Annotated in this window: 15 protein-coding genes; 3 read left to right on the forward strand and 12 right to left on the reverse strand. The window is 41.9% G+C overall.

Going from position 1 to position 16,597, the window contains the following annotated elements; all coding sequences use genetic code 11:
- The first annotated feature begins 6 nt into the window (after positions 1-6).
- Positions 7-822, forward strand: a complete 816-nt coding sequence (locus E0H82_RS02965) for an arginyltransferase (protein ID WP_131262922.1) — start codon at positions 7-9, stop codon at positions 820-822.
- 49 nt (positions 823-871) lie between these two features.
- Here E0H82_RS02965 and rimI read toward each other — a convergent pair whose 3' ends face one another.
- From rimI to E0H82_RS03000, 7 genes are all read right to left on the reverse strand, one after another.
- Complete coding sequence (gene rimI, locus E0H82_RS02970) at positions 872-1,333, reverse strand: ribosomal protein S18-alanine N-acetyltransferase (protein WP_131262923.1); 462 nt, start codon at positions 1,331-1,333, stop codon at positions 872-874.
- 117 nt (positions 1,334-1,450) lie between these two features.
- Entirely contained in the window at positions 1,451-2,332 is an 882-nt protein-coding gene (locus E0H82_RS02975) for a metal-dependent hydrolase (protein WP_131262924.1), read from the reverse strand.
- A 312-nt stretch (positions 2,333-2,644) separates the two neighbouring features.
- Positions 2,645-3,835, reverse strand: a complete 1,191-nt coding sequence (tuf, locus tag E0H82_RS02980) for an elongation factor Tu (protein WP_131262925.1) — start codon at positions 3,833-3,835, stop codon at positions 2,645-2,647.
- 94 nt (positions 3,836-3,929) lie between these two features.
- On the reverse strand, positions 3,930-6,068 hold the full coding sequence (gene fusA / locus E0H82_RS02985; RefSeq protein WP_131262926.1) for an elongation factor G: 2,139 nt from the start codon (positions 6,066-6,068) through the stop codon (positions 3,930-3,932).
- A gap of 130 nt (positions 6,069-6,198) precedes the next feature.
- Positions 6,199-6,669, reverse strand: a complete 471-nt coding sequence (gene rpsG, locus E0H82_RS02990) for a 30S ribosomal protein S7 (RefSeq protein WP_016167282.1) — start codon at positions 6,667-6,669, stop codon at positions 6,199-6,201.
- A gap of 177 nt (positions 6,670-6,846) precedes the next feature.
- Positions 6,847-7,221 carry a 30S ribosomal protein S12 gene (rpsL, locus tag E0H82_RS02995; RefSeq protein ID WP_002050319.1) on the reverse strand — a complete coding sequence of 125 codons (375 nt, stop codon included), beginning with the start codon at positions 7,219-7,221 and terminating at the stop codon, positions 6,847-6,849.
- Positions 7,222-7,376: 155 nt separating this feature from the next.
- Positions 7,377-8,822: an EcsC family protein gene (locus tag E0H82_RS03000; protein WP_131262927.1), complete on the reverse strand. Its 1,446-nt coding sequence runs from the start codon at positions 8,820-8,822 to the stop codon at positions 7,377-7,379.
- A 271-nt stretch (positions 8,823-9,093) separates the two neighbouring features.
- Here E0H82_RS03000 and E0H82_RS03005 point away from each other — a divergent pair, with 271 nt between their 5' ends.
- Together E0H82_RS03005 and hemJ are read left to right on the forward strand one after the other, a co-directional pair.
- Complete coding sequence (locus tag E0H82_RS03005; protein ID WP_116762748.1) at positions 9,094-10,323, forward strand: beta-ketoacyl synthase N-terminal-like domain-containing protein; 1,230 nt, start codon at positions 9,094-9,096, stop codon at positions 10,321-10,323.
- A gap of 23 nt (positions 10,324-10,346) precedes the next feature.
- Positions 10,347-10,799, forward strand: a complete 453-nt coding sequence (gene hemJ / locus E0H82_RS03010; RefSeq protein WP_131262928.1) for a protoporphyrinogen oxidase HemJ — start codon at positions 10,347-10,349, stop codon at positions 10,797-10,799.
- Positions 10,800-10,880: 81 nt separating this feature from the next.
- Here the strand turns inward: hemJ and E0H82_RS03015 are convergent, their stop codons facing one another.
- From E0H82_RS03015 to E0H82_RS03035, 5 genes are all read right to left on the reverse strand, one after another.
- Entirely contained in the window at positions 10,881-11,987 is a 1,107-nt protein-coding gene (locus E0H82_RS03015; RefSeq protein WP_131262929.1) for an acyltransferase family protein, read from the reverse strand.
- A gap of 186 nt (positions 11,988-12,173) precedes the next feature.
- The gene (locus E0H82_RS03020; RefSeq protein WP_165492914.1) at positions 12,174-13,604 is read right to left on the reverse strand and encodes an amino acid permease; all 1,431 of its coding nucleotides are present in this window, start codon (positions 13,602-13,604) and stop codon (positions 12,174-12,176) included.
- 186 nt (positions 13,605-13,790) lie between these two features.
- Positions 13,791-14,150, reverse strand: coding sequence for a RidA family protein (locus tag E0H82_RS03025; RefSeq protein WP_131262931.1), 360 nt, complete (start codon positions 14,148-14,150; stop codon positions 13,791-13,793).
- 12 nt (positions 14,151-14,162) lie between these two features.
- Positions 14,163-15,266: an alanine racemase gene (alr, locus tag E0H82_RS03030; protein ID WP_131262932.1), complete on the reverse strand. Its 1,104-nt coding sequence runs from the start codon at positions 15,264-15,266 to the stop codon at positions 14,163-14,165.
- A gap of 44 nt (positions 15,267-15,310) precedes the next feature.
- Entirely contained in the window at positions 15,311-16,570 is a 1,260-nt protein-coding gene (locus E0H82_RS03035; protein WP_131262933.1) for a D-amino acid dehydrogenase, read from the reverse strand.
- Positions 16,571-16,597: the final 27 nt, after the last annotated feature.

Here is a 16,597-nt window from a genome sequence, read left to right on the forward strand (position 1 = left end):
ATCTTTATGAATTCATATCACCCGAAGTCCCTGTTAAATGATTTACAGTACTACATCACACCACCGCATGAATGCAGTTATCTTGAAAAGAAATCTGCCCGCATGGTTTTTCTAGATCCAGCACATCGGATTGATGTCGTGACTTTGTCTGAACTTTCACGTGTCGGTTTTCGTCGTAGCGGGGACTTTGTTTATCGTCCCGAATGCCATTTATGTCGTCAATGCCTGTCTTGCCGTGTTCCTGTCCAAGAGTTTCAAATGAACAGCAAGCAAAAAAAAGCATGGAAACGCAATCAAGATCTGACGGTGAAAATTACTCAACCTAAAGATGCGGGTGATGTACATTATGCTTTATATGAACGTTACATTCGTGAACGCCATGCCGATGGTGATATGTTTCCCCCTAGCTATGACCAGTTTGAAAAATTTCTGATCCATACTTGTACTGAGAGTTTTTTTCTGGAACTGTGGAAAGATGAGCAGTTGCTCTGCGTTTCGACCTGTGACCAACTTGATGATGGTCTGTCTGCGGTATATACCTTTTTTGATCCCGATGAAAATCGCCGCTCATTAGGGGCTTTTGCCATCATGAAGCAAATTGAATATGCACAACAACAGCAATTGAACTATGTCTATTTAGGTTACTGGGTGCCACATTCCAATAAAATGAATTATAAGTCTCAATACACGCCCCTAGAATTATTGCTCGATGGGCAATGGCGTCGTATTAATCGCTCACTCAGTGCAGAAGAGATTCAACTTTTGGGAAACTCATTAATGACCACACTTCCCTCTGGTTGGAATAATTCAATCATTAAATAAACTGGATATTTTGATGGAGTCGATTCACTCCATCGCATAAATATTTAAATCATGATTTGAATAACTGAGAAAAATCATCAGTACAAGCTTTAACCATAATAATGGCATGCTCACGCCCACCATTCGGGCTTGGATAATAATTTTTACGCAAATCAATCTGATGAAAACCTGACTTCTCATATAGGGCTATCGCAGCTTGATTGCTTTCCCGCACTTCCAAGAAAATTTGCACGGGTTGATTCTTCAGTAAAGCAATTGATTCATCTAAGAGCCGATAACCCAAACCCTTGCCCTGCTGATTGGGATCAATTGCCATCAATAATAAATTTGCCTCATCCAAAACGGGTTGCAGAATACAAAAACCCACTACCTGTCCTGCTTGCTCAATCACTGTACTTTGGTAACCATTCACTGCATCCTGAAATTGGTTCAGCGTCCAAGGATGACTTTGCACCAACTTTTCTATTTGAACAACTGCATTAACATCGGCTTGTTGCATTAAACGAATCATGCCCGTTCATCTTATAAATCTAAATAAGCCTGTATTATAAAAATTTTTCGATGCGAAACGAACAAAAACAGGGATATTTTTAATATCCCTGCAGTCTTTAAAGCTCACAATAAGACTTTACAATCCTAATTTTGCTTTCCAATTGGCTAATAAACTTACCGTATCTAAATGATTAGGATGAAACCCCGGTTTAAAGTACGCCAACATTTCACGTCCCATCCCCGTAATAATTCCTTTCGATGGGCTATAACCATAAATGTAGATATCTTTTAATGCCTTAAAATTGAGTTGATTGTCTTGCTTTAGTAAGCGAAAGACAAAATAGCTTTGCACAAAAAACAAAGTGGCCATAGCAGCAATCAACGATCCACAACGAGCAAGGTAGGCTTTTACTCCTGTGCCAAATACCCCTTCAAATACATCATAGGCCACTGCTTTATGTTCATTTTCTTCAATTGCATGCCAGTACCACATGGTCGACATGGTTTCATCTGTCATCAATGCTTGAATATGTCGATTAATTAGCAATTGCGAGGCAATCGTTGCTGTGAAATGCTCTAAAGCAGTGGTTCCCATTAAGTCGATCATTTCTTGCGTGATACCGGCTGGTTTAAACAGAATGACTGCTGTCTTACGAAAGCCTTGAATGACTTTATCGGTTTGTTTTTCCAAGCTTGCTACATCATGCCCATACTTTTGAGCTGAAGCATTGAAACCAACATGTTCTTGTGTGTGCATGGCTTCCTGCCCAATAAAGGCACTGATTTCCTTTTGCAGAACCTCATTATCTTTAATGACAGGGTGATAACGTACAGCACGCACACTATCAATGAAAAATTGCTCACCTGCTGGAAAAAGCGCAGACAAGGCCGTCATGAAATGCGTTAACCCTGCCGAGCCATTCATCCAATATTCAGGCACGTTTTCAAAATTAAAATTCATACGACGGACAGGGAAACTTGCACCTGCACGATTGGTAATTTTTACCTTAGCATTCATCCTGAGACTCCTACAGACCCATAAGGTCTAACTATCTTTATGCTTGTTTTTGTTAATTCTAATATTACGGTTTTCACCACAAGCGATAAGGGCAGATAAGGTCAAGGAAGTATCAGTTAAGGACAGTTTTACAGGAAAATTGTCTAACAATTTTTATGATTCTATTTTTATCTTAATAGAAACTATTGATCTATCGGTTATATAGGTACACGCAAAAAAACGCTCATGCAGAATAAAAAAGCCTGAAATTTATACATTTTATAAGCATAAAAAAAGCGCCCCAAAGGAGCGCTTTTTTCACACAATAAGTGATTATGCAGTTACTTTCGCAACAACACCAGCACCAACTGTACGACCACCTTCACGGATCGCAAAACGTAGACCTGGGTCCATTGCGATTGGGTGGATTAATTCTACTGACATTTCAACGTTATCACCAGGCATTACCATTTCAACGCCGTCTTGTAATTGGATTGCACCAGTTACGTCAGTCGTACGGAAATAGAATTGTGGACGGTAACCGTTAAGGAATGGAGTATGACGACCACCTTCTTCTTTAGAAAGTACGTATACTTCTGCGTCGAATTTAGTATGCGGCTTGATTGTACCTGGTTTAGCAAGTACTTGACCACGTTGTACGTCTTCACGCTTAGTACCACGAAGAAGAACACCACAGTTCTCGCCCGCACGGCCTTCGTCAAGAAGTTTACGGAACATTTCAACGCCAGTAACTGTCGTTGTTTGAGTATCACGGATACCAACGATTTCAACTGATTCGCCTACTTTCACGATACCAGCTTCTACACGACCAGTTACTACTGTACCACGGCCAGAGATAGAGAATACGTCTTCGATTGGCATTAAGAATGCTTTGTCGATTGCACGTTCTGGTTCTGGAATGTAAGAGTCAAGCGCTTCAACAAGAGCAAGAACTGAAGACTCACCGTACTGACCAGCGTCGCCATTAAGCGCAGCAAGAGCAGAACCACGGATAACTGGAGTGTCATCACCTGGGAAGTCATAAGTAGAAAGAAGTTCACGAACTTCCATTTCCACTAATTCAAGTAATTCTTCGTCGTCAACAAGGTCGCATTTGTTTAAGAATACGATGATGTAAGGTACACCAACCTGACGTGAAAGAAGGATGTGTTCACGAGTTTGTGGCATTGGACCGTCAGTCGCAGCACACACAAGGATCGCGCCGTCCATCTGAGCAGCACCAGTAATCATGTTTTTAACATAATCGGCGTGGCCCGGGCAGTCTACGTGAGCGTAGTGACGGATTGGAGAATCGTATTCTACGTGTGAAGTATTAATTGTAATACCACGTGCTTTTTCTTCAGGAGCAGAGTCGATTTGTGAGTAATCTTTCGCTTCACCGCCGTAAGTTTTTGCACAAATAGTTGCAATCGCAGCAGTTAAAGTAGTTTTACCATGGTCAACGTGACCGATTGTGCCCACGTTCACGTGTGGCTTATTACGTTCAAACTTAGCCTTAGCCATTTGATTTTCCTTTTTAAACTACTCATGCAGGATCACTGCATGAGCAACTGGTTATTAACTAAAAAATTAGTTTGGGCTTATAGTAATCGAAAGATTACTCGTCGTCACCTTTTTTACCGCCAGATTGGAACTTAGCGATAATGCCTTCCGCCACGTTACGTGGAGTTTCAGCATATTTAGCAAATTCCATAGAGTAAGTCGCACGACCTTGAGACATAGAACGCATTTGAGTCGCGTAACCAAACATCTCAGCCAATGGTACTTCAGCTTTAATTGCTTTAGTTCCACCAGGTAAATCGTCCATACCTTGAACCATACCACGACGACGGTTTAAGTCACCCATGATATCGCCCATGTAGTCTTCTGGAGTTTCTACTTCAACTTTCATGATTGGTTCAAGCAAGATAGGATCTGCTTTCATGAAACCATCACGGAATGCGTAAGAACCAGCCATTTTGAACGACAATTCGTCAGAGTCGACATCGTGGTAAGAACCGTCAAATAATGTCGCTTTGATACCCACAACAGGGTAACCAGCCAAGACACCATTCTTCATACGTTCTTGAATACCTTTATCAACCGCACCGAAGAATTCTTTAGGTACAGTACCACCGACAACTTCTTCAGCGAATTGGTATTCTTTACCAGCTTCTTCAACATCCATAGGCTCTAAACGAACATATACATGACCGAATTTACCTTTACCACCTGTTTGACGAACGAACTTACCTTCTTGCTCAACAGTCTTTTTGATTGTTTCGCGGTAAGCAACCATTGGTTTACCAATGTTCGCTTCAACACCGAATTCACGCTTCATACGGTCAACGATGATGTCAAGGTGAAGCTCACCCATACCAGCAATAATGGTTTGACCAGATTCTTCATCTGTACGAACGCGGAATGATGGATCTTCCTTAGCCAAACGACCTAAAGCAATTGACATTTTTTCTTGGTCAGCTTTAGTTTTTGGTTCAACAGCCAATGAAATTACTGGCTCTGGGAATTCCATACGTTCAAGAGTAATGACGTTTTTCTCATCACATAATGTATCACCCGTTGTAACGTCTTTAAGACCTACACACGCTGCGATATCACCTGCACGGATTTCATCAAGATCTTGACGTTCGTTCGCATGCATTTGCACGATACGACCGATACGTTCACGCTTAGATTTAACTGGGTTATAAACAGGATCACCTTGTTTAAGAACACCAGAGTAAACACGTACGAATGTCAAGTTACCTACGAATTTGTCGTTCATGATTTTGAACGCTAACGCAGAGAACGGAGCTTCGTCAGATGCTTCACGAGATGCTTTAGTTTCAGCTTTATCGTCAAGAACACCTTCAATTGCTTTAACTTCTGTAGGAGAAGGTAAGAATTGAATTACAGCATCCAACATACGTTGAACACCTTTATTCTTGAATGCAGAACCACAAAGCATTACTTGAATTTCAGATGCTAATGTACGAGCACGTAAACCAGCGATAACGTCTTCTTTAGAAAGATCGCCTTCTTCGAGGTACTTGTCCATTAATTCTTCTGAAGCTTCAGCAGCAGCTTCAACCATCTTGGTACGCCATTCATTAGCAATATCAACGAGGTCAGCTGGAATATCGCCGTATTCGAACTTCATACCTTGAGATGCTTCATCCCAGATAATCGCTTTCATTTCGATAAGGTCAACAACACCTGCAAACGTATCTTCAGCACCGATTGGCACAACGATAGGAACAGGATTACCACCTAAACGAGTTTTAACTTGTTCAACAGCACGGAAGAAGTTTGCACCAGTACGGTCCATCTTGTTCACGAATGCTAAACGAGGCACTTTATATTTGTTAGCCTGACGCCATACAGTTTCAGACTGAGGTTGTACACCACCTACTGCACAGTAAACCATGCACGCACCGTCAAGAACACGCATAGAACGTTCAACTTCGATTGTGAAGTCTACGTGTCCCGGGGTGTCAATTACGTTGATACGGTGTTGTGGGAATTGGCTACTCATACCTGACCAGAAACAAGTTGTCGCAGCAGAAGTAATGGTAATACCACGTTCTTGCTCTTGTTCCATCCAGTCCATTGTTGCTGCACCATCATGTACTTCACCAATTTTGTGAGATACACCTGTGTAGAACAAAATACGTTCAGTCGTAGTTGTTTTACCTGCGTCAATGTGCGCAGAGATACCAATGTTACGGTAACGAGAAATTGGAGTTTGACGAGCCATGATTTCTAGCATTCCTAAATTTTGTTGTTAAAACAGGACGCTTTAAGCTGCTTAGCAACTTAAAGCGATTTGATGACAATTATGTGAAAACATAATGGTCATTGTCCTGATTAAGGCCTGTTTTATCCGCTTAGAAACGGTAGTGAGAGAAGGCTTTGTTGGCTTCAGCCATACGGTGCACATCTTCACGTTTTTTAACAGCTGCGCCTTTACCTTCAGCTGCATCAAGCAACTCACCAGCAAGACGTAAAGCCATAGTTTTTTCAGAACGCTTAGCAGCAGCATCTACTAACCAACGCATAGCCAAGGCAGTACGACGGGATGGGCGCACTTCCATAGGTACTTGATAAGTAGCACCACCAACACGGCGAGCTTTTACTTCGACCATAGGACGAACTTTTTCAAGAGTAGTCTCGAAAAATTCAACTGGGTCTACTTTGTTTTTTTCTTGAACGCGGTCTAAAGCACCGTAAACGATACTTTCAGCAATAGATTTTTTACCATCTTGCATTACGTGGTTCATGAATTTAGCGATTGTTTGGCTACTGAACTTAGGATCCGGAAGGATTTCACGAGCAGCAACTACGCGACGTCTTGGCATTTTAAACTACCTATAGATATGACACTTCAGGTTAATCCAGCAGTGGTACAAAGTGTCATGTACCTTCGCTGGCCTTACTACACGTCGCTTGAATTTCACAAAATAAATGCAGAAATCAGACAAGCGAGACGATAAAGGATTGCAGTTCTAATGAACTAAGATTTTAATCTCGAAAGATTATTTCTTAGGACGTTTAGTACCGTATTTAGAACGTGACTGGTTACGATCTTTCACGCCAGCACAGTCTAAAGAACCACGAACGGTATGGTAACGTACACCTGGTAAGTCTTTAACACGACCACCACGGATAAGAACAACACTGTGCTCTTGTAGGTTATGGCCTTCACCACCGATGTAGCTAGAAACTTCAAAACCAGAAGTTAAGCGAACACGGCAAACTTTACGCATTGCTGAGTTAGGTTTTTTAGGTGTAGTTGTGTAAACACGTGTACAAACACCACGACGTTGTGGACAAGCCTTCAACGCAGGAACTTTAGATTTTTCAACTAAAGTCGTACGACCCTTGCGGATCAACTGATTTGTTGTTGCCATATGGCAATTCTCCCGTTAATAAAAAGCCCCAAAAAATACTACTTTTTTGAGGGCATGCAATTGTAAGTCAAGATGCAAAAATGGTCAACATTCGAGAACCGCTTATCCGTAAACCATCTTGCTTTTCTTGACATTTTTTGAACAATTTTCGAGATTTATTTTTCATTCGGTGGGATTGGCTTTTTTGTAACCCTTTTTGTAGGTACCTTACGTGGACGCTTTGCAGCCACTATTGGCTCTGCCAAAGGGTTTTCAATTTTTTCCGAAACACCATCCACAACAACCTCTATAGCATCACTACTTGAGGTTAATGCAGGCTGTTGAAGCTTTACTTCTGCCTGTGGTTCAACCAAATGATTCGCCAATTTTTCTAAACCCTGCTCAATTTGCTGTTGTTGCTCCGCTTCATGGCTTGGTTTTGGCGTAGTTTTTTTCTTTACATAGACTTTGGTAATATTTTTATTATTTTCCAATGTGGTCTCAACGACAGGACTGATGGACTCTGCCTCAAGCAAACTTGGTTGAACCGTTTCGGTAAATAGTTTTGGTGTCGCTTGTGACAATAATGCCAATGAACGTTCATACGCAGTGACCACGGAGAGTTCGAGGTCTTTATGTTGCTGGATATATTGACGTGCTTGAGCAAAAACCACTTGTGCTTTTTGATTGACATCCTCTATGAGCTTCCAACTATATACTGCACTTAACGTCGCACTTGCAACAGGCGTCAATTTGCTTAGGAAGCTATAGTTCGGGACTTTATTCATCCAAGCCCATTTATAATCGCCCTGTTCATTGTGTAGCCATTTTCTAAGCATTTCAATGTCATTGCTTGAGCCCAATAAATACTGCAACTGCCCAATATCATGTGTTTGCAACATTTTAGACACGGTTTTAACCGCCATTAATAAGGCTTGCTTCTCTGCAATAATTCCTAAATCAATTTGTTTAAAAATAAATTGAATAATCTCTTGTTCAGTATCTTTATTCAGTTCAAAGCCATAAGATCGCCCGACCTGATAAATGGTTCTCAGTGACAAAATTAAAGACAATGGAATATCGACACTTGAGCCAATGGTTCCCGTTGCCCCTGTAAGCAGGCCTTGTAAAGATGCAATCCATTTATTTTGTTCTGCTAAAGCCTGACTAATCCGTTTAGAGCGATCAATATCTTGCGTTAAGCTTTCCAGATCACGCACCCCAGCCTGATCTAAAACGTCGTCGACAGAACTGATATCTGAACTAAAGGCATTCAGTTTTTCAAAAAAATAGTCGCTAATTTTGTCGGTATACTGTGGCGCTACAAAATTCGCCACATTATTCACTTTTGAATAATGACGCCCTAAAAGTTGTCGGGAAACTTGCGGAAAATGTTCTCGTAAAATCTGCTGTGCATCTTGATATTTTTTGGTCTCAAAAGCAGATTTAGAATCAGCTTTGCCCTCAATAAACGCTGAATTTCCCGCGCCTTGCGGATAAGCCGAAATAGAGCCTGGTGCAACATGTTGCAAAACATCGATTCCAGTTTGGCTGAGCTTTTTAGCCACTCCAAAGGCATTTGAGAGGAATCCTGTTGATTGTTTATTATTAGCTTCTGTCATTCTAGACCCTTCTTGTTCAATTCTTTCATTTCTCGCTAAATACTAGGTATAGTCTAAGTTTATCTCAACATCAAACTGTTTCTTTTAGTTAAGAACTTTGCCTAAATTCACTTTTTTCCTTTCTTCCAAATACACATCATATTTGCCATAAGAATTCAAAATTCTTTCTGCTATCATGATTGCAAATCAAACATATGAAGACTTGTAGCATAAAGGCTCTCCCCTGATTGCATATAGTCATGCGAAATATCACCATATAAGGGATCTGTAGATGAAACGTGTTGTAATTACTGGTATGGGTATCAACTCATGCATCGGTAACACTTTAGAAGATGTCACTCATTCATTGCAAAACGGGATTTCTGGAACACGTTTTAACCCGACTTATGCTGAACTTAATTTCAAAAGTCACATCAGCGCAGCAGCAGAACAAAATTTCGACCACATTGACCGCAAATTAAAACGCTTTATGGGCGTATGTGCAATGTATGCGTATAACGCTGCAGTTGCTGCGGTAGAAAACGCAGGTCTGACCGCAGAGCAAATTGGTGGCAATCCTCGCTACGGTATTGCAGGCGGTTCAGGTGGTGGTTCAACAGCATCTGTCATTGAAATGAAAGAATTACTCGACACTAAAGGTGCGCGTAAAGTTGGTCCTTTCTTCGTGCCACGTAACATGTCGAACACCATCACTGCGAACGTAGGCGTAGCATTTAAAATGCAAGGTGTTGCTCATACCATTACTAGCGCTTGTGCAACCTCTGCTGATGCTATTGGTTATGCCTACAACCTGATTCAACTCGGTAAACAAGACTTAATGCTTGCAGGTGGTGGTGAAGAAGATCACTGGTCTCAAAGTTTGTTGTTTGATGCGATGGGCGCACTTTGCTCGAAGTACAATGACACACCAGAAACAGCTTCTCGTCCGTACTCTGCTGACCGTGACGGTTTTGTGATTGCTGGCGGTGGCGGTTTCGTGGTACTTGAATCGCTTGAACACGCTCAAGCACGTGGTGCCAACATTTTAGCCGAAGTAGTGGGCTATGCTGCAAACAGTGATGGTGCAGACATGGTTGCGCCATCTGGTGAAGGCGCAACACGTTGTGTACTTATGGCACTAGAAGAAGCAAAACAACACGGCGTAGACAAGATTGACTATGTGAATACGCATGGTACGTCGACACCTGCGGGTGACGTGACTGAATTATTAGCAATGGAACGTGCATTTGGTGAAGGTCAAGTTCCTCCACTTAGCTCGACCAAGTCAATGACAGGTCATAGCTTGGGTGCTGCTGGTGTACAAGAAGCGATCTACTCAGTACTGATGATGCAAAATGACTTTATTGCACCAAACATCAACGTGACTGAACTGGATGAAGGCGCAAAACCATTTGATATCGTGCTTGAAAAACGTGACGCAAAATTGAATACTGTGATGAGTAACAGTTTCGGTTTTGGCGGCGTAAATGCATGTCTCATTTTCAAAAAGTGGGAAGGCTAAGCCGCCCATTTTAGGGTGACTTGATGGATGCTCCTTCTGATGCTTTTTTGTGGGTAAAAGCATTACATATTATTGCCGTGGTATGTTGGTTCGCAGCATTGTTCTACTTACCACGGCTCTATGTTTACCATGCCATGAGTGATGATGCCGTCAGTCATCAACGTTTCGAGGTCATGGAACGTAAATTGTACCGTGGCATTATGTGGCCATCGATGATTGCGACATTGATCACGGCACACTTCTTGGTGGATTGGGGCGATGCAACGCGCCACTACCACGAAGCCTTATGGTTTTACCTGAAAGTTGGCTTGGTTGGACTGTTAGTGATTTACCATTTTGTCTGCGGTTATTACCGTAAGAAATTGATTGGTAACGCCCATTACAAGTCACACAAGTTCTGGCGTTTCTTTAATGAAATGCCAACCCTAATTTTACTTGCTGTAGTGATTTTAGTCGTGGTTAAACCAACGTTTTAGAATCCCCGAAATGAAAGCCCCGATTGATTCGGGGCTTTTTAATGTCTAAAAATAAATCAACAGCGCATCTAAAGACCCGTGCTACGACCGTATCCAAGCTTGTCGAATTTTTAAATTGAGTGGAGTCGAATAATACTTTTCAATCGCCCAACTCATAATAAATACTGCGATAAAATAAACAGGTAACAACAGCAGCTTTTCAGTCGCTACAGTTTCTTTGGGGAAATACACCACTTTCATTAAGCCGAGAATAATCAAATGAAACAGATACATTTCATAGCTACGCTGTCCAATCCAGACCAAGCTCCGTGCTGCGTATGAGACAGGTTTAACTTTGGGATCTTGTGCAAAGCAAAATATCAGTAACGCTGTAAGTAACGCAAATACACTGATACTCCATGTACTCAGCTCTTTGATCGGTGCATAAAAATATAAAGCAACCATCAGCAATACGCTCACAATAACGATCACTCTTGGACGGTAAATGGCAACTTTAAAATGCTGTGCATACATTGCAGTGAGGCAGCCAATCGCAATGCCATCAAAACTAGAGAAATAATGATACAAATAAGCGCCGCTTTCCTCGCCAAAATGTAAAGCACGAAAATATGGTGCATAAGCGATTATTGCGAGTAGAAAAACAATAAAGCCTTTGCCTCGACCAAGTGCTAAACACAGTACAGGAAATGCTAAATAGAAAACCTCTTCAACCGATAAAGACCACAATACGCCCAAGGCATAGTTGACCCAGCCGTATTTGATAATCAATAGATTCATCCAGAAACTCAAAGCAGAAAAGATGGTCACGGCATAGGACACCTCTACACCATTCGGCGACTGGTTGATAAAGGGTTGCAACCCGAAACTTCCGAGCACGCTCACCAGCGCAACCAATAACACCAGACATGGCATAATTCGGGCAATACGGCGGATATAGAAATCTTTCAGCTTAATCTGCGCCAAAGATCCACTACGTTGTAAGGTATGCTGGGTAATCAAAAAGCCCGAAATGACAAAAAATATGGTCACACCATAGTTGCCATTCCTTGCAATTAAGGTACTTAAGCTTTCGCCTCCAATTAGGATACCTAGAAACGTATCGTGTAATTTATACGGAATATTGAAATGGTGAATCAGCACCAAAAGGATGGACACTCCGCGCAGAATGTCGATTTTATAATTACGCATAGACCGTTGTTAGAATTTTAAAGTGCTTCATTAAAAGTTAAACCATCTGATTTAAACAGCTTTTGTACATAAAATCATACAATTATCTAACACTTCATTAGAGCCCATTTATTTAGCTCAAACAAAAAGAAAGCCCTGCATGTGCAGGGCTTTCTCTCAAATATCGCTAGCAAAAATCAGTTTTACTTAGTTATCGAGTTGCTGTCCTAACATACGTTTTTTCACACGTGGTAAATACAACACACGATACGTAGTGGCCAAAATAATTAACCACACTGGGCTAATGATTAAGGCTCGTAAAGTATCGGGTTCTAAACTTAAAATGACCAAGGTAAAGAAAAGGAAGATTAATACCACATAAGACATCCACACCCCACCTGGCATTTTAAACTTCGATTGTGCATGTAATTCAGGACGCAGTTTACGGTAGCGTAAATAGCACACCATAATCAGTCCCCAAATACTGATAAATAGAATTACACACAATGAACTTGCCAAGGTGAAGGCTTCCACGGTGTTCGGTACAAAGTACTGTAGCGCTGCACCTGCCATAATAAAGATGCAAGAAAATAACAAACCTTTGGCTGGAACCGCACGACTGGATAATTCACCCAAACCTTTAGGTGCTTGACCACCGCGAGATAAACCAAACAGCATGCGACTGGTCGAAAACACGCCACTATTCATCGAAGACATGACGGAAGACAGTACCACTAAGTTCATAATGATGGCAGAAACTGGAATACCCGCATGTAAGAATAAGCTCACAAATGGGCTTTGATCCGCTGGAATCTGATTCCACGGCGTCACCGACATGACAATAAATAACGCCAACACATAAAACAGAATGATTCGGGTTGGAATTGCATTCACCGCTTTCGGTAAGTTCTTTTCTGGATCTTTAGCTTCAGCCGCCATGGTTCCAATCAATTCCACACCAACAAACGCAAATAATGCAATTTGGAAGCCCGCCAAGAAACCACTAACGCCTTTCGGGAACATGCCTCCATGCGCCCAGACATTGCTAAAGCTGGCAACTGAACCTTGGGGAGCTTGAAAATGACTGAATACCATAAAACCACCAATCACAATCAAGCCTAGAATGGCTAAAATTTTGATCAGTGCAAACCAGAATTCAATTTCACCAAATAGCTTTACGGTTAAAAGATTCAGTCCAAGTACAAATAATACACAACCTGCACTGATCAACGCTTGCCCTATGGGAGTAAATGCCATATCTGGCGGTAACCAGAAATTCAGATAATTAATAATAGCAGCAAGGTCAGCAATACCAACCAAGACCCAACCCAGCCAATACGACCAGCCGATATAATAGCCCGCTGCAGGACCAATTAAATCATGTGCCATATCGATGAAAGATCTGTAATGTAAATTGGAGAGTAGAATTTCACCTAATGCACGCATGAGGAAAAAGAACATACCACCAATAATCATATAGATCAGTAAAATTGAAGGTCCAGCGAGGGAGATGGTTTTCCCTGAACCCATAAATAAACCTGTACCAATAGCTCCGCCAATTGCAATCAATTGTAAATGACGATTAGAGAGCTTGCGTTGCAACTCATGGGTTGCTTGTTCAGCTTTTGGCTCACGCATTGTGGTCATAACTCAACATCCTTTTTTAATTCCTTTATATGACTTAACCCAGATCTAGCTCCTCTCGAGCAATAACATTGATCTAGGGCTAAGCCCTTATCCTTAACAACGTAACCCTTAACCTTTGTGGTTAGTCAGTTGATCACTTTGCTCATTACTTGCGTCCTCCATTCCATGGATGAATACTTACTTTTGTGCCGCAGTTACCGCAATCTCAATGAGCCATTTTGGATTCACCAAATCGGCTTGAATAGTAGCGCGTGCAGGCGTTGCATGGTCTTTTAACCAGTCAATCCAAATTTCATTCACCACTGAAAAATCAGTCAAATCTTTCAGAAAAAGTTGTGCCGACAAAATACGGCTTTTATCACTGTTGGCTTGTGCCAAAAGCTGATCGATGGTGTTTAATACATCTTGAGTTTGTCCCGTAATATCCAAATCAGAATTTTTAGGCACCTGACCCGATAAATACACCACATTGTTAAAAACCGTCACGGCACTCATTACAGGAGTGGTATTAAAGCGCTGAATATCTTGTTGTGACATGGTTAAAATTCCTTATTCCTGAATTGAAAAATTGACACGTGCAGTGACTGCACACATCAGTTCATAGCCTACGGTGCCAGAGGTTACTGCAACCTCATCAACCGGCAATACCGCCCCAGTGCTCGATTGCCCCCACAACACCACTTCGCTGCCTATCTGTGCATCCAGAATTGGATCAAGGTCAACGGCCAGCATGTCCATGCTGACACGCCCCAAAGTACGGGTACGAATGGAATTCACCAATACAGGTGTGCCTGTCGGTGAGATGCGTTGATAACCATCGGCATAGCCACATGCGACAATACCGACCCGCATTGGTCGGTCTGCGACAAAACTAGAGCCATAACCAATACTGTCGTTTGGATTTAACTGTTGAATCGAGATGATTTCACTGCGTAAACTCATACTCGGTTGTAAATTCCAGTCTTGAATAGTATGACGTGGAAAATCGGGAGAACTGCCATAAAGCATGATGCCGCTACGTGCATAATCCGAGCGTAACTGGTTGGAATATCTTAAAATTGCTGCACTATTACTGACCGAACAAGGCCCTGGATACTGTTGTAAAATTTGTTGAAATACTTGGTGTTGGTATTCAATCCCAGATTGCCCCTGACGTTCACCATCGGCATCTGAGAAATGCATCATGTGTACCAATTCTTTAACCGAAGCTAAACCTTTCAGTTGTTGCCACGCGTGTACATAGTGTTCTGGCGTAAATCCTAAACGATTCATACCATTGTTCATTTTTAAGAACACTTTGAATTGTGCTGCAACAGGAAACTGCTGTAACCATTGAATTTGCAGTTCATTATGTACAGTAAAACTCAATTGGTACTGTGCACAATCATATAGATCTTGTGGCGAGAAAATACCTTCCAGTAACAAGATTTCTCCTGTCCAGCCCAAGGCACGAATGCGCTTTGCTTCTTCGATATCAAGCAATGCAAAACCATCGGCAAATTTAAATGCTTGATACACGCGTTCAATGCCATGCCCATAGGCATTGGCCTTGACCACGACAAAAATTTGACTGTCTGGCATTGCGGCACGCGCAATTGCCAGATTATGTTTGAGTGCGGATTGATGAATGACCGCAGTAATTGGACGTGGCATAACCCTTCTTCCCTAAAGTTCAAACAATTCCCTGAATTCAGGAATTACGCTGCACTTAAATAACGTTCAATCGACAGACCATCAATGCTGATGTCTGGTTTATTGTTCATCACCAAGTCACTGATCAGCTTGCCTGAACCACATGCCATGGTCCAACCCAAGGTGCCATGTCCTGTATTCAAAAACAGATTTTTAAAGCGAGTCGCCCCAATAATTGGCGTACTATCTGGAGTCATTGGGCGTAAGCCTGTCCAGAAAGTCGCATTGGGTAAGTCACCGCCTGGGAATAAATCTTTGGTGACCATTTCCAAGGTACCACGGCGGTCATCATTCAATTTCAGGTTGAAGCCGCTTAACTCAGCCATCCCACCCACACGAATACGTTGATCAAAACGGGTAATCGCGATTTTGTAGGTTTCATCCAATACGGTTGATTGTGGTGCAAACGCCGGATCAATAATTGGCACTGTCAATGAATACCCTTTGACTGGATATACTGGTAAATTCAATTCAAGTGGTTTTAGGAAATCACGCGAATAACTACCAAAAGCTAAGACATAACGGTCAGCAGTCAGCACTTGACCATTCACCACTACACCTTTAATTTCATCGCCTTCAACCACTAAACGCGTTACGTTTTGGTTAAACAGAAACTTCACGCCATTGGCTTTGGCAATATCTGCAAGCGAATTGGTGAATTTATAGCAATCGCCAGTTTCGTCATTTGGTAAGTGTAAACCACCGACCAGTTTATCTTTAGCAAAACCCAGTGCAGGCTCTACGCGAGCAAGGTCATCTTTCAATAGCAATTCATGTGGCACACCACACTCTTTTAATACTTGAATATCACGTTGTACCGCTTCTAATTGCGCTTCATTACGAAATACCTGTAATGTGCCTTTTGAACGGTTTTCATAACTGATCCCTGTGTCTTTACGCAATTCACGTAAACAATCACGGCTGTATTCCGCCACACGGGTCATACGTTCTTTATTGATTGAATAGCTTTGTGCATTACAGTTTTTCAGCATTTGTGCCATCCACTGTAACTGCCACATGCTGCCATCCATATTAATCGCCAATGGCGCATGATGCTGGAACATCCACTTCACGGCTTTAAATGGAATGCCAGGCGCTGCCCAAGGCGTTGAATAACCTGGAGAAATTTGACCTGCATTACCAAAACTTGTTTCTTCTGCTGGACCTGCTTGGCGGTCCAATACAGTTACTTCTGCTCCCTGCTGCGCAAGATAATATGCACTTGCTACACCAATTACACCACTACCTAGAACGATTACGCGCATTTCCTTTCTCTCACTGCTTCACCAGTT

Source organism: Acinetobacter sp. ANC 4910 (assembly GCF_004331035.1).
GTDB lineage: Bacteria > Pseudomonadota > Gammaproteobacteria > Pseudomonadales > Moraxellaceae > Acinetobacter.